The organism is Pararhizobium sp. IMCC3301 (assembly GCF_030758315.1).
In the GTDB taxonomy this organism is placed as follows: Bacteria; Pseudomonadota; Alphaproteobacteria; order Rhizobiales.
The window spans coordinates 3,615,388-3,635,852 of record NZ_CP132336.1 but is presented as its reverse complement, the minus strand read 5'-3'; the positions used below and the strand labels follow the sequence as shown (position 1 = coordinate 3,635,852).

Genomic DNA, 20,465 nt, shown 5'->3' with positions numbered 1-20,465 from the left:
ACAGGTTTTTTCTAAGTTTTTTTACTGTCTTCGGCGACACTGTGTTTTGAAATCAGCGGCATCTGCGCCAGGGTAAAAACCAGAGTGATAGGCATGAAGCCGAACACCTTGAAGGACACCCAGAAGTCTGTGGAAAAATTGCGCCAGACAATTTCATTGATGATGGCGAGAACAAAAAAGAAGATTCCCCAGCGAAACGTCAGTAGGCGCCAGCCTTCATCGGTCAGTTTGAAAACGCTGTCGAACACATAGCCAAGCAGCGACTTGCCGAAATACAGGCCGCCCAGCAAGATGCCGCCAAACAGACTGTTGACGATGGTCGGCTTTAACTTGATGAACAGATCGTCCTGCAGATAAAGCGTCAGGCTGCCGAAGACGAGCACCACAATGCCGGTGATCAGCGGCATCATCGCCAGCTTCCGGGTCAACACCCAGGACGTGACAAGCGCAATCGAGATGGCGACCATGAATACGGCGGTCGCGGTAAAAATTCCAAAGCGGCTATTGGCGAAGAAAAACACGATCAGCGGCCCGAGTTCCAGAGCCAGCTTGAGGAACGGGTTTATCTCCGCCTTCTGCGGATCATTGGGCTCGCGCTCAATCAGATTTGTCATACAGTCACTCCGGCAATGGCGCGGGCAAAATCTTTGGCCGCAAAACTTTCAAGATCATCGACACCTTCGCCGACGCCGATAAAATGGACAGGCATTTTATGTCTGGCCGCAATCGCGACCAGAATTCCGCCCCGGGCAGTGCCGTCAAGTTTGGTCATCACCAGGCCGGTCACGCCGGCGGTCCGGCCGAACACTTCAACCTGGTTCATGGCGTTTTGTCCGGTTGTCGCATCAAGGGTCAAGAGCACATGATGCGGTGCACTGTCATCATGTTTCTTGATGACACGTATGACCTTTTCCAACTCGGCCATCAATTCGACCCGGTTCTGCAGCCGACCGGCCGTATCAATCAGCAACACATCCGTGCCGGCGGCCTTGGCCTCCTGCATGGCATCAAACACCAGACCGGCGGCATCCGATCCCTGATCGCGCGCGACAAAGGCTGAGCCGGTCCGCTCGGCCCAGATTTTCAATTGTTCAATCGCCGCGGCGCGAAATGTATCACCGGCTGCGAGCATGACGGTTTTCCCCTCGGCGCGCAGTTTCGCCGCCAGCTTGCCGATGGTCGTGGTTTTCCCCGATCCATTGACGCCGACCATGAGAATGACCTGAGGTCTGGCTGTACCTGACAGGATCAGCGGTTGTGCCACTGGCTGCAGGACCTTTTCCACTTCTTGCGAGAGAATGGTCTTGACCTCTTCGGCCTCGATCATCTTGTCATACCGGCCTTTGGCAAGGCTTTCGGTAATGGCTGTCGCGGTTTCAATGCCCAGATCGGCCTGGATGAGAATATCCTCCAGCTCTTCCAATGTATCGTCATCAAGCTTTCGCTTGGTGAAGATTGAAGTGATGCCGCTGGTCAGCGATGTCGATGAGCGGGACAGGCCCGATGTCAGCCGCTGAAACCAGCTTTTTTTGGTGCCGGCATCAGATTTCAGCTCTGGCTCTGGCTCTGGCTCTGGCTCTGGCTCTGGCTCTGGCTCTGGCTCTGGCTCTGGCTCTGGCTCTGGCTCTGGCTCTGGCTCTGGCTCTGGCTCTGGCTCTGGCTCTGGCTCTGGCTCTGGACCAGCATCCGCCGGCTTGTCCGGCGTGGCAAGACTTTTCAGTTCTTGCGCCGGCTCGGCGGACGGTTCTTCACCAAGCGGCGGCTCAACTTCCGGTTTCTGCGGTTGCGGCGTTGTATCGGCAACGGCTTCGGCAAGCGCCTCACGATCGGCCTCACGGTCGTCTTGCTCTGCGGGCTTGCCTGGTTGCTGCTCTGTCTGCGGCGCGCTGCCGCCGAACAATTTCCGGAAAAAACCTTTTTTCTCGCCTTCCGCCACTACGCAACCTCGCCAAACAGATGGCGGCGGGAATGGCCGGTGATCCGCAGTGGCAGGATTTCGCCGGACGTTCCGCCTGCCAGTTCAACCTGGGTGAATTGCTCGGTGCGGCCAAGGCCGGGTTTTTCAATCAGCACCTGATGCTGTGACCCGACTTCGCGGCTTAAATGCTTCTGCAGGGCCTGATTGCCCTTGTCGCGCAGGCGCCCTGCCCGTTCTTTGACCAAGGTACGGTCGAGCTGCGGCATGCGTGCCGCCGGCGTGCCCGGACGGGGTGAGTACGGGAAAATATGCAAATGGGTCAGATCGCATTCGTCGACAATGGACAGGGAGTTTTCAAACATCGCATCGGTTTCTGTGGGAAAGCCGGCAATGATATCCGCACCAAAAGCTGCATCAGGGCGCAACTCGCGGACCTGATGGCAGAAATCGATGGTGTCCTGCCGCAGATGCCGCCGCTTCATCCGCTTCAAGATCATGTCGTCGCCGGACTGAAGCGACAGATGCAGATGCGGCATCAGACGCGGCTCATCGCCGATGGCGGCCATCAATTCCGGATCGACTTCAATGGAGTCAATCGACGACAGCCGCAGCCGCTCCAGCTCCGGAACATGTTTCAAAATCGCCTGCACCAAAGCCCCAAGCTTTGGCGCTCCGGGCAAATCCGCACCGTAAGAGGTGATGTCCACTCCGGTGACCACGACTTCGCGATAACCGTTCTGCGTCAGCCGCCGCACCTGGTCCACGACAGCGCCCATCGGCACGGAGCGGGAATTGCCCCTGCCATAGGGAATGATGCAGAAGGTGCAGCGATGATCACAGCCGGTCTGCACCTGGACAAAGGCCCGTGTTCGCCCTTCAAGCCCTTCAATCAGATGGGCTGCCGTCTCGCGCACTGACATGATGTCATTGACGCGGGTTTTCTCGGTGTCGTTGACGCCGAATTGCGGCAACATGCGATAGCTGGCGGCAACCAGCTTTTCCTCATTGCCAAGAACAAGGGAGACCTCTTCCATATCGGCAAACATCTGCGGATCGGTCTGCGCCGCGCAGCCGGATACAATCACCGTCTTGTCGGGGTTTTCGCGTTTGGCGCGGCGAATGGCCTGCCGGGCCTGACGCACCGCTTCCGACGTGACGGCGCAGGTATTCACCAGAATGGCATTGTTCAGGCCAGCGGCGATGGCTTCGCGCTTCATGACCTGGCTTTCCACCGTGTTCAGCCTGCAGCCAAATGTCACGACATCGATTTCGGGTGCCTTGCTCATGATGGGTTACGCCACATCTTCTATGTGGTCTGACGCGTCAAACAGTGTCACCGGCAGGCTGCCAGCATGTTCCAGCTCCCAGGGGCCTGTCATCACGACATGATCATCATCGCGCCATACCAGCCGCAACGCGCCGCCCGGCAAGTGAATGCGCACATCGCGTCCGGTGCGGCCGGAACGCGCAGCGCTGACGGCCACGGCGCAGGCTGCCGAACCGCAGGCCCTGGTCTCTCCAGCACCGCGCTCCCAAACCCTGAGGCGGATCGCCTCCGGCGAGATAATCTGTGCCAGCGAAATATTGGCCTTTTCGGGGAATAATGGATGCTGCTCCAGCTCCGGCCCGATAAGGGACAGATCATAAATCTGCGGATCATCGACCCAGAACACCGCATGCGGATTGCCCATATTCGCAACAGCCGGGTTTGAAAGCCTGACGCCATGGCCTTCATAGTCCAGCTCAATGGCGTTGGTGTCAGGCATCGGCTGCGACAGCGGGATGTCAGCCCAGCCGAATTTCGGCACGCCCATATCAACGCTGATGCCGGTGCCGGCGCGACTGGTCGGCAACAGGCCCGCCTCTGTCTCGAAACTCACGGTGTCGGTGCCAAGACGGTCCAGTTCCATGGCTGCAATACAGCGCGTGCCGTTGCCGCAGGCGCCTGAGCGCGAGCCATCATTGTTCCAGATTTCGACGAAGGCAGCGGTGCCCGCCGTTTTTGGCGGCAGCAGCACCATCAGCTGATCAAAAAACGACGCGCTGCGGGCGGCAATTGCGCGCGCGGCTTCCGGCGTGACCACAACCGATTGATCACGCAGGTCGAGCATGACAATCTCGTTGCCCGCTCCGTTCATTTTGTAATATCTGATGCCGTCCATGATGGTCTGCGTGTCAAAAGCCAATTACTGCCGCCTATATGGCGGATAGGACGGCAAAATACCAGAGATGGCGGAAAAGAACCGAATTTCTTGCATTGCTCAATACAACCTCTAAAATCACTGTCAGATGATGGAGGTTCCGGCATGTTTGCCTTTCGTGTGTTCCTGTCCTTTCTGATGATAGCGGCGCTGCCTGCCGCGCCTGGCTCTGCAGCCCCCATGGCGGAACTGCTGCAAGCCGGTAAAACACCGGTCAGCACTTGTCAGGCCATAGCGCAGAATCTGGATCAGATACCCGCCAACACCAAAGTGAATTACGTCAATTTCGATCCGCTGCGACGTCCGGGTCCACGTATTGAGACCATTTCATCCCACACCGATTTTGCAATCGATACGGATAGTGACCGTGTCCTGACGCCTTTTGAGGTGCGTATCAGCTATTTCGATCATTCGAGCTATATTATCGAAAGCGCTGCGGGCATCACTGTAGCGACCGACTATTTCGGCTATGTCCAGTACCAGGGCAGCAGCCTCATTCCGACAATTGTCACAATGAACAAAGCCCATTCCTCTCATTTTGCCGCCAGTCCGGACAGCCGCATTTCCTATATTCTGCCGGGATGGGGCGATGGTGTACCGGCAAAACATCTGATGCAGGTCGAGGATGTGCTGGTGCGCAATGTCACCACCGATATCATCCGAGGGGGCTTTCGCGAGGTCGATGCCAATTCCATCTTTATCTTCGAAGTCGCCGGACTGTGCATCGGCCATCTGGGCCATCTGCATCACGCGCTGACGGATTCGCATTATGCCAATATCGGCCGGCTTGATGTGGTGATGGTGCCGATTGACGGTGCCATGACCCTCAGCCTGCCAGGCATGGTTGAAATTGTGAAACGGCTGCGGGCCAGTGTGATCCTGCCGATGCATGCCCGAGGGTTCGCCACTGCGGACACATTGATCTCGATGCTTGGCGACAGTTTTGACAACATCCGCCTGCCCGGACAAACCATGATTTTCAGTGTGAATACTTTGCCAAGACGGCCGACAGCCGTCATCCCACAGGGTCTGTAGTCCGGTTCATGTTAGCTCAGCGTTGCGCGCGCAACTGATCGGCCTGCATCAGCGTGGCGACAAAATGGGCGCGGATTTTATCAGCCTCGCAGCCAACTGCAAAACGCACGCCAGGGCGGTTTGCTTCCGCAACGATCCGAGTGCTGCCGAGCGTGTCTCCTTCGAGAGATATTTTCACCGGCGCTTTGTGATATGAAAACCAGTCCGGATCGGTAATGGCGATCACCGCAGCCGGATCATGCAGACAGCAGCCGTCAAAGGCGCGGGCCTGCTGATAGAAGCGGATATAAAACGCTGAAACATCGCGCAGAAAACCGCCAATCTGCGGAGAAGCCGCAGCGATTTCCTCCAGATGCTGCAAACTGCACAAGATCTGCTCTGTGACATCCAAACCGATAACGCGCACATCCCAGGCCGCCGCGAACACCATTTCGGCGGCATGGGGATCGTTGTGAATATTGGCCTCCGCATAGGAATTGACATTGCCCGGCACGGTGACGGCACCGCCCATCAGAACCACACCGCCGATTTTGCCCGGCAGGGCCGGATCCAGATCCAGAGCATGAGCCAGATTGGTCAAAGGTCCGACCGGGCACAGGATCAGCTCCTTGCCGTGCAAATCCGCCATATCGCAAATAAATTGTGCTGCACTGCGCGGATCAACCGACAACACGGGTGCCGGGGCCGGCTGGTCGCCAAAGCCTTCATGGCCGTGAATGAAGTGGGCCGGGTCGCGGGACGGCTGCTGGTAGGGCTTTTCCGCACCATGGGCCACCGGAATGGCAAGGCCCGCCATCTCGACCAGATGACGTGCGTTGCGGGTAGCCTGATAGGTGTGAACATTGCCGAACACGGTGGTCAGACCCACCACCTCGAGCCGCGGATCGGCAAATGCAAGATGGATCGCCAGCGCATCATCAACGCCGGGGTCGGTGTCGATGATGATTTTCTGGCGCGAAGCAGTGGTGGGGTCTGTCATGGCAGCGTGTCTTTCTGCGCCGGAAATTGGGCCGGAAATTGGGCCGGGAATGGAGCCCGGGAATGGGGCAATAGCGTAAAACAGGTGTGTCAGGCTTGCGCCGGGGCCTGTCTTCAATCAAGACTGCATAAAGCATTTTTTATCGACCGGCGGCAACTGCAAGAATCCATGACTTTCGAGCTATTCACCTGGGAAAGAGCCGTCATGGCGCTTCTCTGCTCCCGTGTTTGACAGCATCACGCTGGTAGCTATCGGCGCAGCGTTTCTGCTCGCCGGGATTGTGAAAGGCGTGATCGGCCTTGGCCTGCCGATTGTCAGCGTGGCGCTGCTGACAGTGGTGGTCGGCCTGCCCAATGCCATGGCTTTGATGCTGATTCCGGGGTTGCTCGCCAATGTCTGGCAAGGCTCCATCGGCGGTCATGGCACGCGTGTGGTGAAGCGCATCTGGCCGTTTCTGATGATGGCAACAGTGTCGGTGTGGCTTGGCGCTCTGGGCCTGAGCCGGGTTGATCTGCCGCTGTTATCGGCTTTTCTTGGAATTGTCCTGATTGTCTATGCGGTGGTCAACATGGCCGGCCTTGGTTTCTCGATCAGCCGGTCGCAGGATCGCTGGGCCGGTCCGCTGTTCGGACTGGTCAATGGCATCGTCACCGGGTTGACCGGCACTTCGGCAATTCCGGGAGTGATTTATTTTCAGGCCATCGGGCTGCAGCGCGACGCGATGATCCAGGCGATGGGCATTCTGTTCAGCCTGTCAATTGCCGCTCTGGCGGTGGCGCTGGGCGGCAATGGCCTGCTCAACACTGAACTCGGCCTGTTGTCGGTGGCGGCGCTGGTGCCGTCGATTTCCGGCATGATGCTGGGTCAGCGAATCCGGAAATCATTGTCGGAAACCCGCTTCCGCCATGTTTTCTTCACGGCCCTGCTGCTGCTTGGGCTCTATATCATCCTGTCGGCAGCGCCGTGGAGCGGTTGACAGTCGTTGTGTCTTGACGCATCGCCGCATTTCTCCTAGAACCCGCGCATCAATCGGATTGAGACACATTCGAGCCGCCGACCGGTTTCCACAATGGGGACAGGAGGTCACCACCCGCCAGCGCGTTGCGCCCTCGGGTGTGTTTTGCGTTTGGCGGTTCGCACCCTATGTTGGACTGATCCGAAACAGATTTGGGCACGGGCGAAAATCCGTGTGATTTGAAAAGCTATGTTCGACACACTGTCAGACCGCCTAAACGGCATTTTGGACAAGCTGACCAAGCGCGGCGCGCTGAGTGACAGCGATGTCTCCGCGGCCATGCGCGAGGTGCGGCGCGCTCTGATCGAGGCCGATGTGGCGCTTGGTGTGGTGCGCGACTTTATCGCAAGGGTGAAGGAACGCGCGGTTGGCGCCGATGTCGTCAAATCCGTCACCCCCGGCCAGATGGTCATCAAGATCGTTCATGATGAACTGGTCGGCATGCTTGGCTCCGAGGCGCAGACCATTGATCTGAATGCGGCGGCACCGGTTGCCATCATGATGGTCGGCCTGCAGGGCTCGGGCAAGACAACCACGTCTGCCAAAATCGCAAAACGGTTGTTTGAAAAACAAAAGCGCAAAATTCTGATGGCATCGCTGGATGTGCGGCGCCCTGCAGCGCAGGAACAGCTGAAAGTGCTTGGCGAACAGATCGGCGTTGATACGCTGCCGATTGTGGCCGGGCAGATGCCGGTCGAGATTGCACGCCGCGCCATGAATGCAGCGCGTCTTGGCGGCTATGACGCCGTTATTCTGGATACTGCCGGCCGTACCCATATTGATGAACCGCTGATGATGGAAATGGCGGACATCAAAAAAGCCACCAACCCGCATGAAGTGCTGCTGGTGGCTGACAGTCTGACCGGTCAGGATGCGGTCAATCTGGCGACCTCGTTCAATGACCGTGTCGGCATCACCGGGCTTGTACTGACCCGTGTTGATGGCGATGGACGTGGCGGTGCGGCGCTGTCGATGCGTGCGGTCACCGGCAAGCCGATCAAGCTGATCGGCGTCGGCGAGAAAATGGATGCGCTGGAGGATTTTCACCCCAAGCGGATCGCCGACCGCATTCTCGGCATGGGCGACATTGTCAGCCTGGTGGAAAAAGCCGCTGAAAACATTGATGCGGAACAGGCGGCACGCGCCGCTGAAAAAATGCGCAAGGGCCAGTTCGATCTTCAGGACCTGTCCGACCAGTTGGGCCAGATGCAGAAGATGGGCGGCATGGGCGGGTTGATGGGGATGATGCCCGGCATTGGAAAAATGAAAAAACAGATCGCCGCTTCCGGCGTCGATGACAGTGTTTTCAAACGCCAGCAGGCCATCATTTCGTCGATGACGCGCAAAGAGCGCAGCAATCCCAAACTGCTCAACGCCAACCGCAAGAAGCGGGTTGCAGCCGGGTCCGGCACCGAAGTGCAGGACATCAACAAATTACTGAAAATGCATCGCCAGATGGCCGATATGATGAAGGCCATGGGCAAGAAGAAGGGCGGCCTGATGGGCGCTCTTGGTGGTATGATGGGTGGTGGTGGAATGCCGCCTGGCACCGGAGGCATGCCTCCCGGCGGCGGCATGGCGAATATGGATCCCAAGAAACTGGAACAGATGGCCAAGCAGATGGGCGGCGCGGCCCCCGGCGGCCTGCCCGGACTTGGTGGACCAGGAGGTCTTGGTGGCCTTGGCGGGCCAGGAGGTTTTGGCGGTGCTGGAAAGTCTGGCGGATTGCCCGGTCTGCCGGGACCCGGCAAGGGGAAGAAATCATGACACCGACACCACATGCCGACCCTAAGGCTTCGAAGGTCGCGGCTCTGCAAGAACTGGCAGCGATTCGCGGATCGATCGACAATATTGACGCCGCCGTCATTCACATGCTGGCGGAACGTTTCAAATGCACCAAGCGGGTCGGCATTCTGAAAGCGGAAAACGACCTGCCGGCCTCCGACCCGGACCGCGAACAGCAGCAGATCGAGCGGCTGCGCGCGCTGGCAGTGGAAGCTGACCTTGATGCGGAATTTGCCGAGAAATTTCTCAACTTCATCGTCCGTGAAGTGATCCAGAAACATCTGGCGCTGAGGAGCTGACAGCGGATGCAAACAATCCCTCGCCTTGAAACAGACCGGCTGGTTCTGCGCGGATGGACCGAAGCGGATTTTGCGCCGCTGGCGGCATTTTACAGCAATGAAGATTGTGTCCGCTTTCTCGGCGGCGTTTCGGAACCGTGGGAAGTCTGGCGCCGGATGGCCAGCTTTATCGGCCATTGGCAGCTGCGCGGCTTCGGCAAGTTTGCGCTGGAAGACAAGGTATCGAAAAAATTCGCTGGGTGGTGCGGCCCGTGGTATCCGGAAGGCTGGCCCGAGCCGGAAATCGGCTGGGGGCTGATGCCCGAATTTCAGGGCAAGGGGCTGATTACCGAAGCGGCCAAGCGCTGCCTGTCCTATGTTTACGATGAGCTTGGCTGGAGCACCGCCATAAGCGCCATCGCCCCCGACAATGCCGCCTCGCGGCGCGTTGCAGAACGGCTGGGGGCGCAGTTTGAAGCGCACCAGCGCGTTTGCTTTTTCACCGCCGATATCTATCGGCATCGCTCTCCACAGGATTTCAGAAAAGCTCTGACTTCATAATTTCAAAACACCCCAAAACACTCAAGGAAACATCATGTCCGTTAAAATTCGTCTTGCCCGTGGCGGCTCCAAAAAACGCCCGTTCTATTCCATCGTTATCGCTGATATCCGCGCGCCGCGCGATGGCCGCTTTATCGAGAAAATCGGCACTTTCAATCCGCTTCTGGCCAAGGATGACGAAAACCGCATCATTATGGATGTCGAGCGCGCCAAACATTGGCTCGAGCACGGCGCACAGCCGACAGACCGCGTTCTGCGGTTTCTCGATGCAGCCGGTGTCGTGAAACGCGAAGCCCGCAACAATCCCAACAAAGCCAAGCCCGGCAAGAAAGCTGAAGAGCGTGTCGCCGACAAGGCAGCTGCTGCCGAAGCCGCTGCTGCCGCTGCCGCCGCTCCTGCCGAGGAAGCGCCCGCAGAAGACGCACCGGCTGAAGAAGCCGCCGCTGAATAACGCACGATGCGCAACCACAGCCCAGCGCCGGACGGTATGGTCCTGATCGCCGAGATCGGGGCCGCCAGCGGCATCAAGGGCGAAGTGCGTATCAAACTGTATTCAAACGACCCGGCAGCCCTGACCGCCTATGGCGATTTGCAGGATGCTGCCGGGACGTCCTACCGCGTTACACGGTCACGGCCGGTCAAAGCGGTGTTTGTCTGCGCACTGCAAGGCATCAATGACCGCTCCTCAGCCGAAGCGCTGACGCGGACACAGCTTTACATCCATCGCGACAGACTTCCTGAACCTGATTCAGACGAGTTCTATCACATCGATCTGATCGGGCTGGATGTGCGGCAGGCGGATGGCGACACACTCGGCACCGTTCTGGCGATGCATGATTTCGGTGCCGGAGATATTCTGGAAATCGCCACGCCGGATGATGACAGTCTGATGATCCCGTTCAGCCTGGCAGCCGTGCCGGTGGTCGATGTTGCGGGCGGTTTTGTGCAACTGGCGGATCTGCCGGGCCTGCTTGATGATGTTGATCCGGACGATCATGGTCCGGACGATCCTGATAAGGAGCTTTGACCTTGCCCGCCTGGCATGCCTCCATCCTGACACTGTATCCCGACATGTTTCCCGGACCGCTTGGCCTGAGCCTCTCCGGCCGGGCGCTGGAGAGCGGGCTGTGGCAGTGCGATACCGTCAACATCCGCGGTTTTGCCGCCGACAGGCACCGCACGGTCGATGATACGCCAGCCGGAGGCGGGGCCGGCATGGTGTTGCGGGCCGATGTTCTGGCCAGCGCCATTGATGCGGCGGCACCGGACAATGACACCCGTCCGCGCCTGATGATGAGCCCGCGCGGCCGGCCGCTGACCCAGCGGCGTGTGCGTGAGCTGGTGGCAGGTCCGGGCGTTGTGCTGGTGTGCGGCCGATTTGAAGGCGTCGACCAGCGCGTCATCGACGGGCGCGGACTGGAGGAAGTCTCGATTGGTGATTATGTTCTGTCCGGCGGCGAAGTGGCGGCGATGGCGGTGCTGGATGCCTGCATTCGGCTGATCCCCGGAGTGATGGGCACACAGGCCTCGGGCGAGGATGAAAGCTTTGAAAACGGCTTGCTGGAATATCCGCATTACACCAGACCTGCGCTGTGGGAAGGCACTGCCATTCCCGAGGTTCTGACCTCCGGCGACCACGCCGCAGTGGCGCGCTGGCGGCATGATCAGGCGCTCCGGTTGACCCGCGAAAGACGGCCCGATTTGTTAACGGATGATGATGCGACCGGTCGGACCTCCTGAGGCTCCAGGGTCTCGACAGGATCAATCATTGTTGTAACGGAAATCTGCCCCGGTAAGCGGTCAGAACACCCGGCAGCGTTTGAAAATCAACCGTTTCAGGCAGTTCGCCGTCAGCAAAGTTGCGGCAAGACAGCGCCGCCAACCGCGTTTTGTTTCCCATCTGTCCATCGACGGGTCCCGGATCGCACCCAAGTTCTACCAGATGGGTTTGCAATTCCGCCACCAGGGTTTTCTCTTTGGGACCATAAAGTTGCACCCCTTTGGTGATAAAGAGATTCCGGATTTCCATTTTGATGGGATCGGAAAAATCGGTGAATGGTGACGGTTTACTGTATTTCTTCCATTCAGGACCAAACCCCTTCATGACCGGGCCAATGGCGAATTGCAGCCTTTTCGGGTTCATGATCTTGCCCGGTTGGCACTCATTGGTGATGAAGCAGAAATCGGGGCGATTGGTTGGCGCGCCTTCCTTTACGTAAATGACGTCGTCATTGCACTTAACCACCACCCAGCCACGATTATCATTGGCCCAGCGCGTCTTGAGGCTGAAGCTGTTCCAACCCTTCATCCGCTCAGCTGAAAAACAGGGGCGACCCAGAAAGGTGACCCCCCTGGTGCCGTCGAGTTTCAACATATAGACGAAAGATTTTCTTGCGTTTCCCTGCCACTGGGCAATGTGAAGTCGGCTGTCCTCACCGCGGGGAATGTGGCCGAAAGCATGCGAATTGGTCCATACTTTGTAAGAGACCGGATCGGGTATTCGCAGGTCAAACCGGTATTCAACCGCGTCTCCCAGCCTGTCCGAGAAGGATCCAACTATCACGGACCTGACATTTCCGTTTACACAATCATTTTCGCCACTGCCATTATTGTAATTAGCATTGGAGCATTCACGGGATGCAATCTGAAATGTGGTAATGCCATTTTCGGTGACGGGCTTTGTCGAACCATTCATCCGGTTCCCGCTCAACCCCGCCGGATATGGTTCAGCCAATGCGAGATGCGGAAACAGGACCGAAACCAGTGCAATGAGAGCGAGAACCAGTTTCATGATGAGCCTCCGGCCATTTTGCAAACAAGGGTTTCGTGTGGCTTAGCGGGTAATTTACCAGCTTCCCCTTGCACTTGCAAAGACGGTGGGTTGTGCGATGTCACAGATTCGCGCCCGTGAAGGATTGCGGAATTTTGAAAACTGACGGTCAATCCGAGAATCCTCTGTCCTCAAGAAGTTTGGTAAAGCGGCAGAATCCTTACCTTTGGTCTCGACAAAGCCGCGACACTGGTGTACATCGCGGCCATCTTTGAAACGTGCAAAGAAACCAGTCTGTGGCGAATTCGCCCGACAAGCTTGTAGATATTTGAAAAAACACTGCAAGTGAGCTGGCCTGAACCGTAAGGTTTTCAGATCAGCCGGGCGCTCTGGGTGTGGACAAGAGACAAACCAAAGCAAGATCGCAATCAACAAGGTGCTCTCATGAACATTATTGAACAGCTCGACAAAGAGCAGGCTGAGGCCATCGAAGCCCAGCGCAAGCTACCGACATTCTCGCCCGGCGACACCGTCAAGGTGAATGTCCGTGTGACCGAAGGTACCCGGACCCGTGTCCAGGCCTATGAAGGTGTCTGCATTGCCCGCAAGGGTGGCGGCATCCAGGAAACATTCACTGTGCGCAAGATTTCCTACGGCGAAGGCGTGGAACGTGTGTTCCCGGTCTATTCTCCGCTCGTTGAGAGCGTTGAGGTGGTCCGCCGCGGCAAGGTGCGCCGTGCGAAACTTTACTATCTGCGCGACCGTCGCGGAAAATCGGCCCGTATCGTCGAGGCCGGCAATGCCCGTGCCAAGAACCTCAATGAGGAACAGCGCAATCTGGCGTCCGCCGCCAAGGCTGCTGTTGCCGCTGAAAAGGCCGCCGCCAAGGAAACTGCAGCAACCGATACCGCTGCAGATTAGGCCTGTGCCCGGCCTGTCCGGTTTACCGGCGGCAGACACGAATGAAGGCGGCTCACAGGCCGCCTTTTTTATGGCTGTATTTTATCGCCGGGTCCGGCGCTAACGGCTTGACCGGCCGGGGCCATAAACCACATATAGACACAAAGCCCGCATTCGGAGACGACAGATATGAGCGCTGCTACAACCATTTATGACAAGATCTGGAATGACCATCTGGTCCATGAACAGGATGATGGCACCTGCCTGCTGTATATTGACCGCCACCTTGTTCATGAAGTGACCAGCCCGCAGGCTTTCGAGGGGCTGCGCCTGACCGGGCGCAAAGTCCGTGCGCCTGAGAAAACCCTGGCGGTGGTCGATCACAATGTGCCGACATCGGACCGCTCCAAAGGCATTGACGATCCGGAGAGCAAGCTGCAGGTCGACACGCTGGCGCAGAATGCTGCCGAATTCAACGTCGATTACTACTCCGAACGCGATATCCGCCAGGGCATTGTCCACATCATTGGACCTGAACAGGGTTTCACCCTGCCCGGCACGACGATTGTCTGCGGCGACAGCCACACCTCCACTCATGGCGCATTCGGTGCGCTGGCCCATGGCATCGGCACATCGGAAGTCGAGCATGTGCTGGCGACCCAGACCCTGATCCAGAAAAAAGCCAAAAACATGCTGGTGCGGGTCGATGGCACCCTGCCCGAAGGCGTTACCGCCAAGGACATCATTCTGGCGATCATCGGTGAAATCGGCACAGCCGGCGGCACCGGCCATGTCATCGAATTTGCCGGTGAGGCGATTCGCGCACTGTCGATGGAAGGCCGCATGACGGTCTGTAACATGACCATTGAAGGCGGTGCCCGCGCCGGGCTGATTGCACCGGATGAAAAGACATTCGAATATCTCAAAGGCCGCCCGCGCGCGCCGAGAGATGCCGAATGGGATGCGGCGGTCGCCTACTGGAAAACTCTGAAATCCGATGATGGCGCACATTTCGACAAGATCATCACCCTCGACGCGGCCAGCCTGCCGCCGATTGTCTCGTGGGGCTCCTCGCCGGAAGATGTCGTCTCGATCACCGGCGTGGTGCCGAACCCGGCCGATATTTCAGACGTCAACAAACGCACCTCCAAGGAACGCGCTCTGGCTTATATGGGCCTGACGCCGGGCACCAAGATGACCGACATCACCCTTGACCGGGTGTTCATCGGCTCCTGCACCAATGGCCGCATTGAAGATCTGCGCGCCGCCGCCTCCGTGATCGGCGGGCGAAAAGTGGCCGAAAGCGTTGATGCGATGATCGTGCCCGGCTCCGGCCTCGTCAAGGAACAGGCGGAAGCCGAAGGGCTGGATAAAATCTTCAAGGATGCGGGCTTTGACTGGCGCGAGCCGGGCTGCTCGATGTGCCTGGCGATGAATGCCGACAAGCTGAAACCGGAAGAACGCTGCGCCTCGACCTCGAACCGCAATTTCGAAGGCCGCCAAGGCTTCAAAGGCCGCACCCATCTGGTGTCGCCGACGATGGCGGCCGCAGCCGCGATTGCCGGGCATTTCGTCGATATTCGCGAGTGGAAGTAGCGGGCGGCTCGCCAGCGGGCCAGCGGGCCAGCAGGGATGATAAAAGCGCGGAGCTGCGGCTGCCGCGCTTTTTTGTGGGTGGATGCATTTGGGTGCGGTCCCCGGGTTCTGGCGGGCGTGCGCTACGACTTTTTCGGTCTCGGTTACCTGACATTTACTGAGGAAGCCCAGGATCTGACAGGCACACTTTCCAGAAACACGCCAGTTGCGGCCTGTCTTCGAGCAGCGCTGGTTTTTCAGGCCAGACTGAAATCAATCTAGCTTTGGTTCGAAAGGGCGTAGGCTCAAGCGCGCTTTTCCCGTCGTTTGGGCGCGCGCGTTTCAGATTGCTTTATTTGCCGCTTCTTTTCTTGCCACGTTCCAAGCAGCGCGGTGATATGCAAAGGGTCCTGCGGTTTGGCGAAATAGTATCCTTGAACCTGATCGCAACCTTCAGCTTGCAGAAATGATAGCTGTTCGATGGTTTCAACACCCTCAGCGGTGGTTGCTATCCCCAGGCTTTGCCCGAGGCCAACAACGGAGCGCACAATGGCGGCAGCGCTCCGGTCATCTGTCAAGGCGCTCACGAAGGAGCGGTCAATTTTGATCTTGTCAAACGGAAAACTCTGCAGATAGCCAAGACTCGAATAGCCTGTTCCGAAATCGTCCATGGCGATCTTGACACCGAGCTGTTTCACGGACAGCAACATATCGAGGGCATTGGCACTGGTGTCCATAAGCAGGCCCTCGGTGATTTCGAGTTCCAGACGTTCTGGTTGGAGCCCTGTCTGTTCAAGAGTGGCCTTGATGAAAGCCGCGAAGTCCTTCTCCTTGAATTGTACAGGCGAAATATTGACAGACAAAACGATATCCGGCCAAAGAGCGGCCTGACGGCACGATGTTTCGAGGAGCCATCGGCCCATCGATCCGATCAGCCCGCATTCCTCTGCAACAGGAATGAAGGTTGCCGGGCCTATCCACCCCTTCGTCGAATGGTTCCAACGCATCAGGGCCTCGACGCCAATAATGCGTTGCGACCTCACATCAACCAGAGGCTGATAATGCAACTCCAGCTCCCGCGCTGCAAAAGCCTGCCGAAGTTCGGATTCAAGTTCACGTCGCTGTTCGATAGCTGCATTCATTTCGGACGAGAAAAACCGATAGGTGTTTCGACCATCGGCCTTGGCTTGATAAAGCGCCGTGTCGGCATTTCTCAACAATTTCTCTGCATCTTCTCCATCGATTGGCCACATCGCAACGCCAATACTGAAAGTGGATTTCACATGTCTTCCGTCAAGTTCGATGTGTTCGTTGGATATCGCAACTATGCCTTCGCAAATTTCCTTGACATGGTTAGTGTCAGCGGTTGCGGGGATCACAAGTGAGAATTCGTCCCCGCCAAAGCGGGCCGCGATTCCGTTTGTTCCAGCGAGCAGGCGCAGACGATCGCCGATGTGCAAGAGCAGCTTGTCACCCGCTGCGTGACCAAGGGTGTCATTGACTTCCTTGAAATAGTCCATATCCAGGCAGAAGACGGTTACCTTCTCGTTGTTTTCCCGGCAGTGAACAAGAAGCTCGTCCAGTTTTTTTCCGAATGAGGCCCTGTTTGGAAGGCCTGTTAACGCGTCGTGCAGAGCAAGAAAGCGCAATTCGTTTTGGGCTTCCTTGTTGGCTGCCTCCAACCTTCCGTTGGTCTTCAGACTGTCTCTAAAAACCCGCAATGCGCGGGCCATGGAGCCGATGGAGTCCTGCCGCTTGTCAAGATCGATCTCGACCTCGGTATCTCCTGCCGCAAGCCTCTCGGTGATCAAGGACAGATGGTTTAGCGGGCGCAGTGCGAAGGTCTTCAGCAACACAAAAATTGCGGCGATCGTGAGGGCGAATATCACAAAGCCCCATGCCAAATTGTGGATGATGTTTGAGCGCCAATGGGCAAGTGGAATCGATAGATCGACCGCAGAACTGTACCCACCTATGATTTCGCCCTTCTGGATATTCATGAGGACGGTATGACACTCTGCGCATCGTGGGCTGGATGCATGCCCTTCTCCCATAATGACAGGTCGCGAGAGCCGAAACGTTGCGTTCTCGAATGCCTGTATCTCCTGACCGCTGGAGATGGTTAGCTCATCGATTGAATCGAGAGGTCTTTCTATTTCGGATTCGCCAGCTGCAATCTGGTAGTCAATGACCTTTTGCCCCATAAAAAGCCAGAGCCGGACACCTTTGCTGTCATTCGAGAATTGCTCCATACTGCCATTGAGGGTTTCGATAGCAGGATCGCCGTCCTGTGTTTGACCTCTAAAAGTCATCGACTGGATATGCACAGCTTCCAGCATATCTATTGCTGCGGTGGCCTGGCGAACTGCGGCCTGTTCGATCTCTGCGCGTCCGTCTAAAAGATTTGATACGATACCGGGCACCTGAACCGTCAACAGCACGACGCTGATTGATGCTATAATGAGGTATAGAAGCGGTATATTTTGCAGTCGACCAAACATGGATGCGTCTCCCCAGGTGAGAGAAACATATTGGAACGACCTTTTTTTAACATTAATCGATCTGAGCAAAACGCTGCTAAATGTTCACAAACCAGTGACCCGCATCGGCGCACCGAACAGCAATGCTCCGCCTGATGCACTGAGCGGCTGGCCGGGTTGAGCGATGCTGTGAAGCGTTTGTATTGCGCCACAGTGCTTGTCATCTGACGAAAAAGAACCATGTGTTGCAGAGATGACCGGCCTTTGTAAGCAGGAGCATATCATGACGAAACACAACACATCGCGCCGCAGCCTGCTTGCAGGCGTGGCGGGCCTGGTTGGGGTGAACAGCCTCGCCGGCAGGGCTGTCGCTGCCGTCATGACCCCGCGCGCTGCGGAAGGGCCCTACTATCCCACACCCGCCATGCGGACGCCTGACGTTGACAATGATCTCGTCAAGATCACCGGCCTGGTTGAAGAAGCGGGCGGTGAAATTTTTATCCTGCGCGGCACCATCCTGGACAGCAACGGGCAACCCCGTGCCGGACATCGCATCGAGATCTGGCAATGTGATATGGACGGCAATTACATGCACCCGCGCGATCGCCGCAGCGCCAATTTCGACCCGGCCTTCCAGGGCTTTGGCCAGGACATCACGGACGATACCGGACGCTATGTATTTCGCACCATAAAACCAGCGATCTATCCAGGGCGCACGCCGCACATTCATGTGAAGGTGTTTGACGGGGATCGCGAGCTGCTAACCACCCAGTTCTATATCAAGGACTATCCCGACAATGCGCGCGACGGGCTGTTCAACAGCATGTCAGAAGCCGATGCCGATGCCGTGTCGATGGATTTTGTCGAAGGTGACTCAGGGCTCGAAGCAAGCATCGAAATCGTCATCTGACTAGGAAAATTTGGTGTTCGGACGTTGTGTTCGGATAACTGGTTCAGGCTGAGGCTGTGTGAAAATTCCAATTTGCAGACCTTTGCCAGTCCACAATTTCTTGGATGGACCTATTTAACAAATTGAATCCGACAAATACGGTAAGTTCCTGCAAAAACAGAGTTTATTTAACTGCCGTTGCTGAATTTCACACTGCCTCCGTAATTTTTCCCGTGACCGGAACAAGCCCGGCATCGAACCAGAAAGAAAGCCTCTATGACCCAGTCCGAGACCAAAAACCGCAAATTCGTTCTGGCCGAGCGCCCGAAGGGTGAACCCGACGTCCATACGCTGCGCCTGGAGACCGGCGCGCTGCCGGACCCCGGCAAAGGCGAGATGCTGCTGCGTAACGAATATCTGTCTCTGGACCCCTATATGCGTGGCCGGATGAGCGATGCGCCTTCCTATGCTGCGCCGGTCGAGATCGGCGCGGTGATGATCGGCGGGACGGTGTCGCAGGTGGTGAGGTCTGAAGTCGAAGGTTTCGCAGAGGGCGACTGGGTTGTGGCGTTTGGCGGCTGGCAGGACTACGCGCTGTCCGACGGCAGGGGCGTGATCAATCTGGGCCAAAGCCCGCAAAACCCGTCCTGGGCACTCGGGGTGCTGGGCATGCCGGGCCTGACTGCCTGGGCCGGCCTGACCCAGATCGGTCAGCCGAAAAGCGGTGAAACCCTGGTGGTGGCCGCAGCCAGCGGACCTGTCGGCGCAACAGTCGGGCAAATCGGAAAGCTCCTCGGGCTGCGTGTCGTCGGCATCGCCGGGGGCGCGGAAAAATGCAGCCATGTGGTGGAGACGCTGGGCTTCGATGCCTGCATCGATTACAAGGCTGACGGCTTTGCGGACGCGCTGAAAACAGCCCTGCCGGACGGCATCGATATTTATTTCGAAAATGTCGGCGGTGCCGTGTTCGACGCGGTTCTGCCATTGCTGAACGCCCGCGCGCGCATCCCTGTCTGCGGCCTCATCTCCCAGTACAATGCCACATCGCTGCCCGACGGGCCGGACCGGATGAACTATCTGATGGGGCAGATTCTGCGCAAGCGGATGACGATGCGCGGTTTCATCGTGTTCGATGATTTCGGCCATCTCTACCCGGAGTTCGCCAGGCAGATGGGTGAATGGGTAAAGGACGGACAAATCCACTACCGCGAAGAAATGATCGCCGGTCTGGAACAGGCCCCCGCAGCGTTCATCGGCCTGCTGAGAGGCGAGGCTTTCGGCAAACGCGTCATCAAGCTGAACAACTGATTTCTATCAACAAGAAGGACACTTCAATGAAAATTCTCATGGTTCTGACATCACACGATAAGCTGGGCGACACCGGCAAGAAGACCGGCTTCTGGCTGGAGGAATTTGCCGCGCCTTATTACGTGTTCAAGGACGCCGGTGCCGAGGTAACTCTGGCCTCGCCCAAGGGCGGCCAGCCGCCGCTTGATCCCTCAAGCGACGCGGACGACGCCCAGACCGAAGCGACCAAACGCTTCAAGAGCGACGACGCCGCGCAAAAGGACCTGGCCAACACCACTGTTCTGTCCACCATCTCGGCGGACGGGTTCGACGCGATCTTCTATCCCGGCGGTCACGGGCCCCTCTGGGACCTTGCCGAAGACGGCGACAGCACAGCGCTGATCGAAACATTCGCCGCCAGCGACCGTCCCATCGGCGCGGTCTGTCACGCCCCGGCAGTGTTCCGCCATCCAAAAGGGTCGGACGGCAAACCTCTCGTCTCCGGCAAGACGGTCACCGGCTTCACCAACACCGAGGAAGACGCCGTCGGCCTGACCGACATCGTGCCGTTCCTCGTCGAGGACATGCTGAAAGCAAATGGCGGCACTTACAAAAAAGGCGACGATTGGGCGTCCTTCGTGGTCACCGACGGCAAGCTGGTGACCGGCCAGAACCCGGCTTCGTCCGAAGAAGCCGCGCGCAAGTTGCTGGCGCTGCTTTAATCACAGGATCGGGGCATGAACCCGGGGAAGATCTCATACCGAAGGACCACGAAACAGCAGCGCTTAATAA

At 57.6% G+C, this 20,465-nt stretch carries 20 protein-coding genes; 13 read left to right on the top strand and 7 right to left on the bottom strand.

All coding sequences use genetic code 11. The annotated features are described in order from the left end of the window. Positions 1-11: 11 nt before the first annotated feature. The 4 genes from RAL88_RS17530 to dapF are packed head-to-tail and all read right to left on the bottom strand — an operon-like array spanning position 12 to position 4,104. The gene (locus RAL88_RS17530; RefSeq protein WP_306265222.1) at positions 12-614 is read right to left on the bottom strand and encodes a septation protein A; all 603 of its coding nucleotides are present in this window, start codon (positions 612-614) and stop codon (positions 12-14) included. Further along, positions 611-1,936, bottom strand: coding sequence for a signal recognition particle-docking protein FtsY (ftsY, locus tag RAL88_RS17525; RefSeq protein WP_306265220.1), 1,326 nt, complete (start codon positions 1,934-1,936; stop codon positions 611-613). Before ftsY ends, RAL88_RS17530 begins: the two co-directional genes overlap by 4 nt. Continuing rightward, on the bottom strand, positions 1,936-3,204 hold the full coding sequence (gene mtaB, locus RAL88_RS17520) for a tRNA (N(6)-L-threonylcarbamoyladenosine(37)-C(2))-methylthiotransferase MtaB (RefSeq protein WP_306265218.1): 1,269 nt from the start codon (positions 3,202-3,204) through the stop codon (positions 1,936-1,938). The genes ftsY and mtaB overlap by 1 nt, the downstream gene beginning before the upstream one ends. A 6-nt stretch (positions 3,205-3,210) precedes the next feature. Beyond that, positions 3,211-4,104: a diaminopimelate epimerase gene (gene dapF / locus RAL88_RS17515; RefSeq protein ID WP_306265217.1), complete on the bottom strand. Its 894-nt coding sequence runs from the start codon at positions 4,102-4,104 to the stop codon at positions 3,211-3,213. A gap of 120 nt (positions 4,105-4,224) precedes the next feature. On the opposite strand from dapF, the gene RAL88_RS17510 reads away from it, so the two are divergent. Continuing rightward, positions 4,225-5,154, top strand: a complete 930-nt coding sequence (locus RAL88_RS17510) for an MBL fold metallo-hydrolase (protein WP_306265216.1) — start codon at positions 4,225-4,227, stop codon at positions 5,152-5,154. Between the two features lie 16 nt (positions 5,155-5,170). On the opposite strand, the gene RAL88_RS17505 is transcribed toward RAL88_RS17510, so the two are convergent. Then, complete coding sequence (locus tag RAL88_RS17505; protein WP_306265215.1) at positions 5,171-6,133, bottom strand: nucleoside hydrolase; 963 nt, start codon at positions 6,131-6,133, stop codon at positions 5,171-5,173. A gap of 223 nt (positions 6,134-6,356) precedes the next feature. Here RAL88_RS17505 and RAL88_RS17500 point away from each other — a divergent pair, with 223 nt between their 5' ends. From RAL88_RS17500 to trmD, 7 genes are all read left to right on the top strand, one after another. Then, a complete protein-coding gene (locus RAL88_RS17500; RefSeq protein ID WP_306265214.1) occupies positions 6,357-7,109 on the top strand; it encodes a sulfite exporter TauE/SafE family protein in 753 nt (250 codons plus the stop codon). Positions 7,110-7,337: 228 nt separating this feature from the next. Then, positions 7,338-8,915, top strand: coding sequence for a signal recognition particle protein (gene ffh / locus RAL88_RS17495; RefSeq protein ID WP_306265213.1), 1,578 nt, complete (start codon positions 7,338-7,340; stop codon positions 8,913-8,915). Further along, on the top strand, positions 8,912-9,232 hold the full coding sequence (locus tag RAL88_RS17490) for a chorismate mutase (RefSeq protein ID WP_306265212.1): 321 nt from the start codon (positions 8,912-8,914) through the stop codon (positions 9,230-9,232). The genes ffh and RAL88_RS17490 overlap by 4 nt, the downstream gene beginning before the upstream one ends. Positions 9,233-9,238: 6 nt before the next feature. Next, positions 9,239-9,772, top strand: coding sequence for a GNAT family N-acetyltransferase (locus tag RAL88_RS17485; protein WP_306265210.1), 534 nt, complete (start codon positions 9,239-9,241; stop codon positions 9,770-9,772). Positions 9,773-9,806: 34 nt separating this feature from the next. Beyond that, a complete protein-coding gene (rpsP, locus tag RAL88_RS17480; RefSeq protein ID WP_306265208.1) occupies positions 9,807-10,223 on the top strand; it encodes a 30S ribosomal protein S16 in 417 nt (138 codons plus the stop codon). 6 nt (positions 10,224-10,229) lie between these two features. Continuing rightward, the gene (gene rimM / locus RAL88_RS17475; RefSeq protein ID WP_306265206.1) at positions 10,230-10,799 is read left to right on the top strand and encodes a ribosome maturation factor RimM; all 570 of its coding nucleotides are present in this window, start codon (positions 10,230-10,232) and stop codon (positions 10,797-10,799) included. A 2-nt stretch (positions 10,800-10,801) separates the two neighbouring features. Continuing rightward, positions 10,802-11,512 (top strand): tRNA (guanosine(37)-N1)-methyltransferase TrmD, encoded by a 711-nt coding sequence (trmD, locus tag RAL88_RS17470; protein ID WP_371932108.1) that lies wholly within the window; start codon positions 10,802-10,804, stop codon positions 11,510-11,512. 25 nt (positions 11,513-11,537) lie between these two features. On the opposite strand, the gene RAL88_RS17465 is transcribed toward trmD, so the two are convergent. Beyond that, the gene (locus RAL88_RS17465; RefSeq protein ID WP_306265202.1) at positions 11,538-12,080 is read right to left on the bottom strand and encodes a peptidoglycan-binding protein; all 543 of its coding nucleotides are present in this window, start codon (positions 12,078-12,080) and stop codon (positions 11,538-11,540) included. Between the two features lie 906 nt (positions 12,081-12,986). On the opposite strand from RAL88_RS17465, the gene rplS reads away from it, so the two are divergent. Beyond that, on the top strand, positions 12,987-13,463 hold the full coding sequence (gene rplS, locus RAL88_RS17460) for a 50S ribosomal protein L19 (RefSeq protein ID WP_306265200.1): 477 nt from the start codon (positions 12,987-12,989) through the stop codon (positions 13,461-13,463). A 168-nt stretch (positions 13,464-13,631) separates the two neighbouring features. Next, positions 13,632-15,038 carry a 3-isopropylmalate dehydratase large subunit gene (gene leuC, locus RAL88_RS17455; RefSeq protein ID WP_306265198.1) on the top strand — a complete coding sequence of 469 codons (1,407 nt, stop codon included), beginning with the start codon at positions 13,632-13,634 and terminating at the stop codon, positions 15,036-15,038. Between the two features lie 284 nt (positions 15,039-15,322). Here leuC and RAL88_RS17450 read toward each other — a convergent pair whose 3' ends face one another. After that, a complete protein-coding gene (locus tag RAL88_RS17450) occupies positions 15,323-17,518 on the bottom strand; it encodes a bifunctional diguanylate cyclase/phosphodiesterase (RefSeq protein ID WP_306265197.1) in 2,196 nt (731 codons plus the stop codon). Positions 17,519-17,780: 262 nt separating this feature from the next. Here RAL88_RS17450 and RAL88_RS17445 point away from each other — a divergent pair, with 262 nt between their 5' ends. The 3 genes from RAL88_RS17445 to RAL88_RS17435 all read left to right on the top strand — a co-directional run bounded on the left by RAL88_RS17445 (position 17,781) and on the right by RAL88_RS17435 (position 20,395). After that, positions 17,781-18,407 (top strand): protocatechuate 3,4-dioxygenase, encoded by a 627-nt coding sequence (locus tag RAL88_RS17445; RefSeq protein ID WP_306265195.1) that lies wholly within the window; start codon positions 17,781-17,783, stop codon positions 18,405-18,407. Between the two features lie 255 nt (positions 18,408-18,662). Further along, the gene (locus RAL88_RS17440; protein ID WP_306265194.1) at positions 18,663-19,694 is read left to right on the top strand and encodes an NADP-dependent oxidoreductase; all 1,032 of its coding nucleotides are present in this window, start codon (positions 18,663-18,665) and stop codon (positions 19,692-19,694) included. Between the two features lie 26 nt (positions 19,695-19,720). Then, positions 19,721-20,395, top strand: coding sequence for a type 1 glutamine amidotransferase domain-containing protein (locus RAL88_RS17435; protein ID WP_306265192.1), 675 nt, complete (start codon positions 19,721-19,723; stop codon positions 20,393-20,395). Positions 20,396-20,465 lie beyond the last annotated feature (70 nt).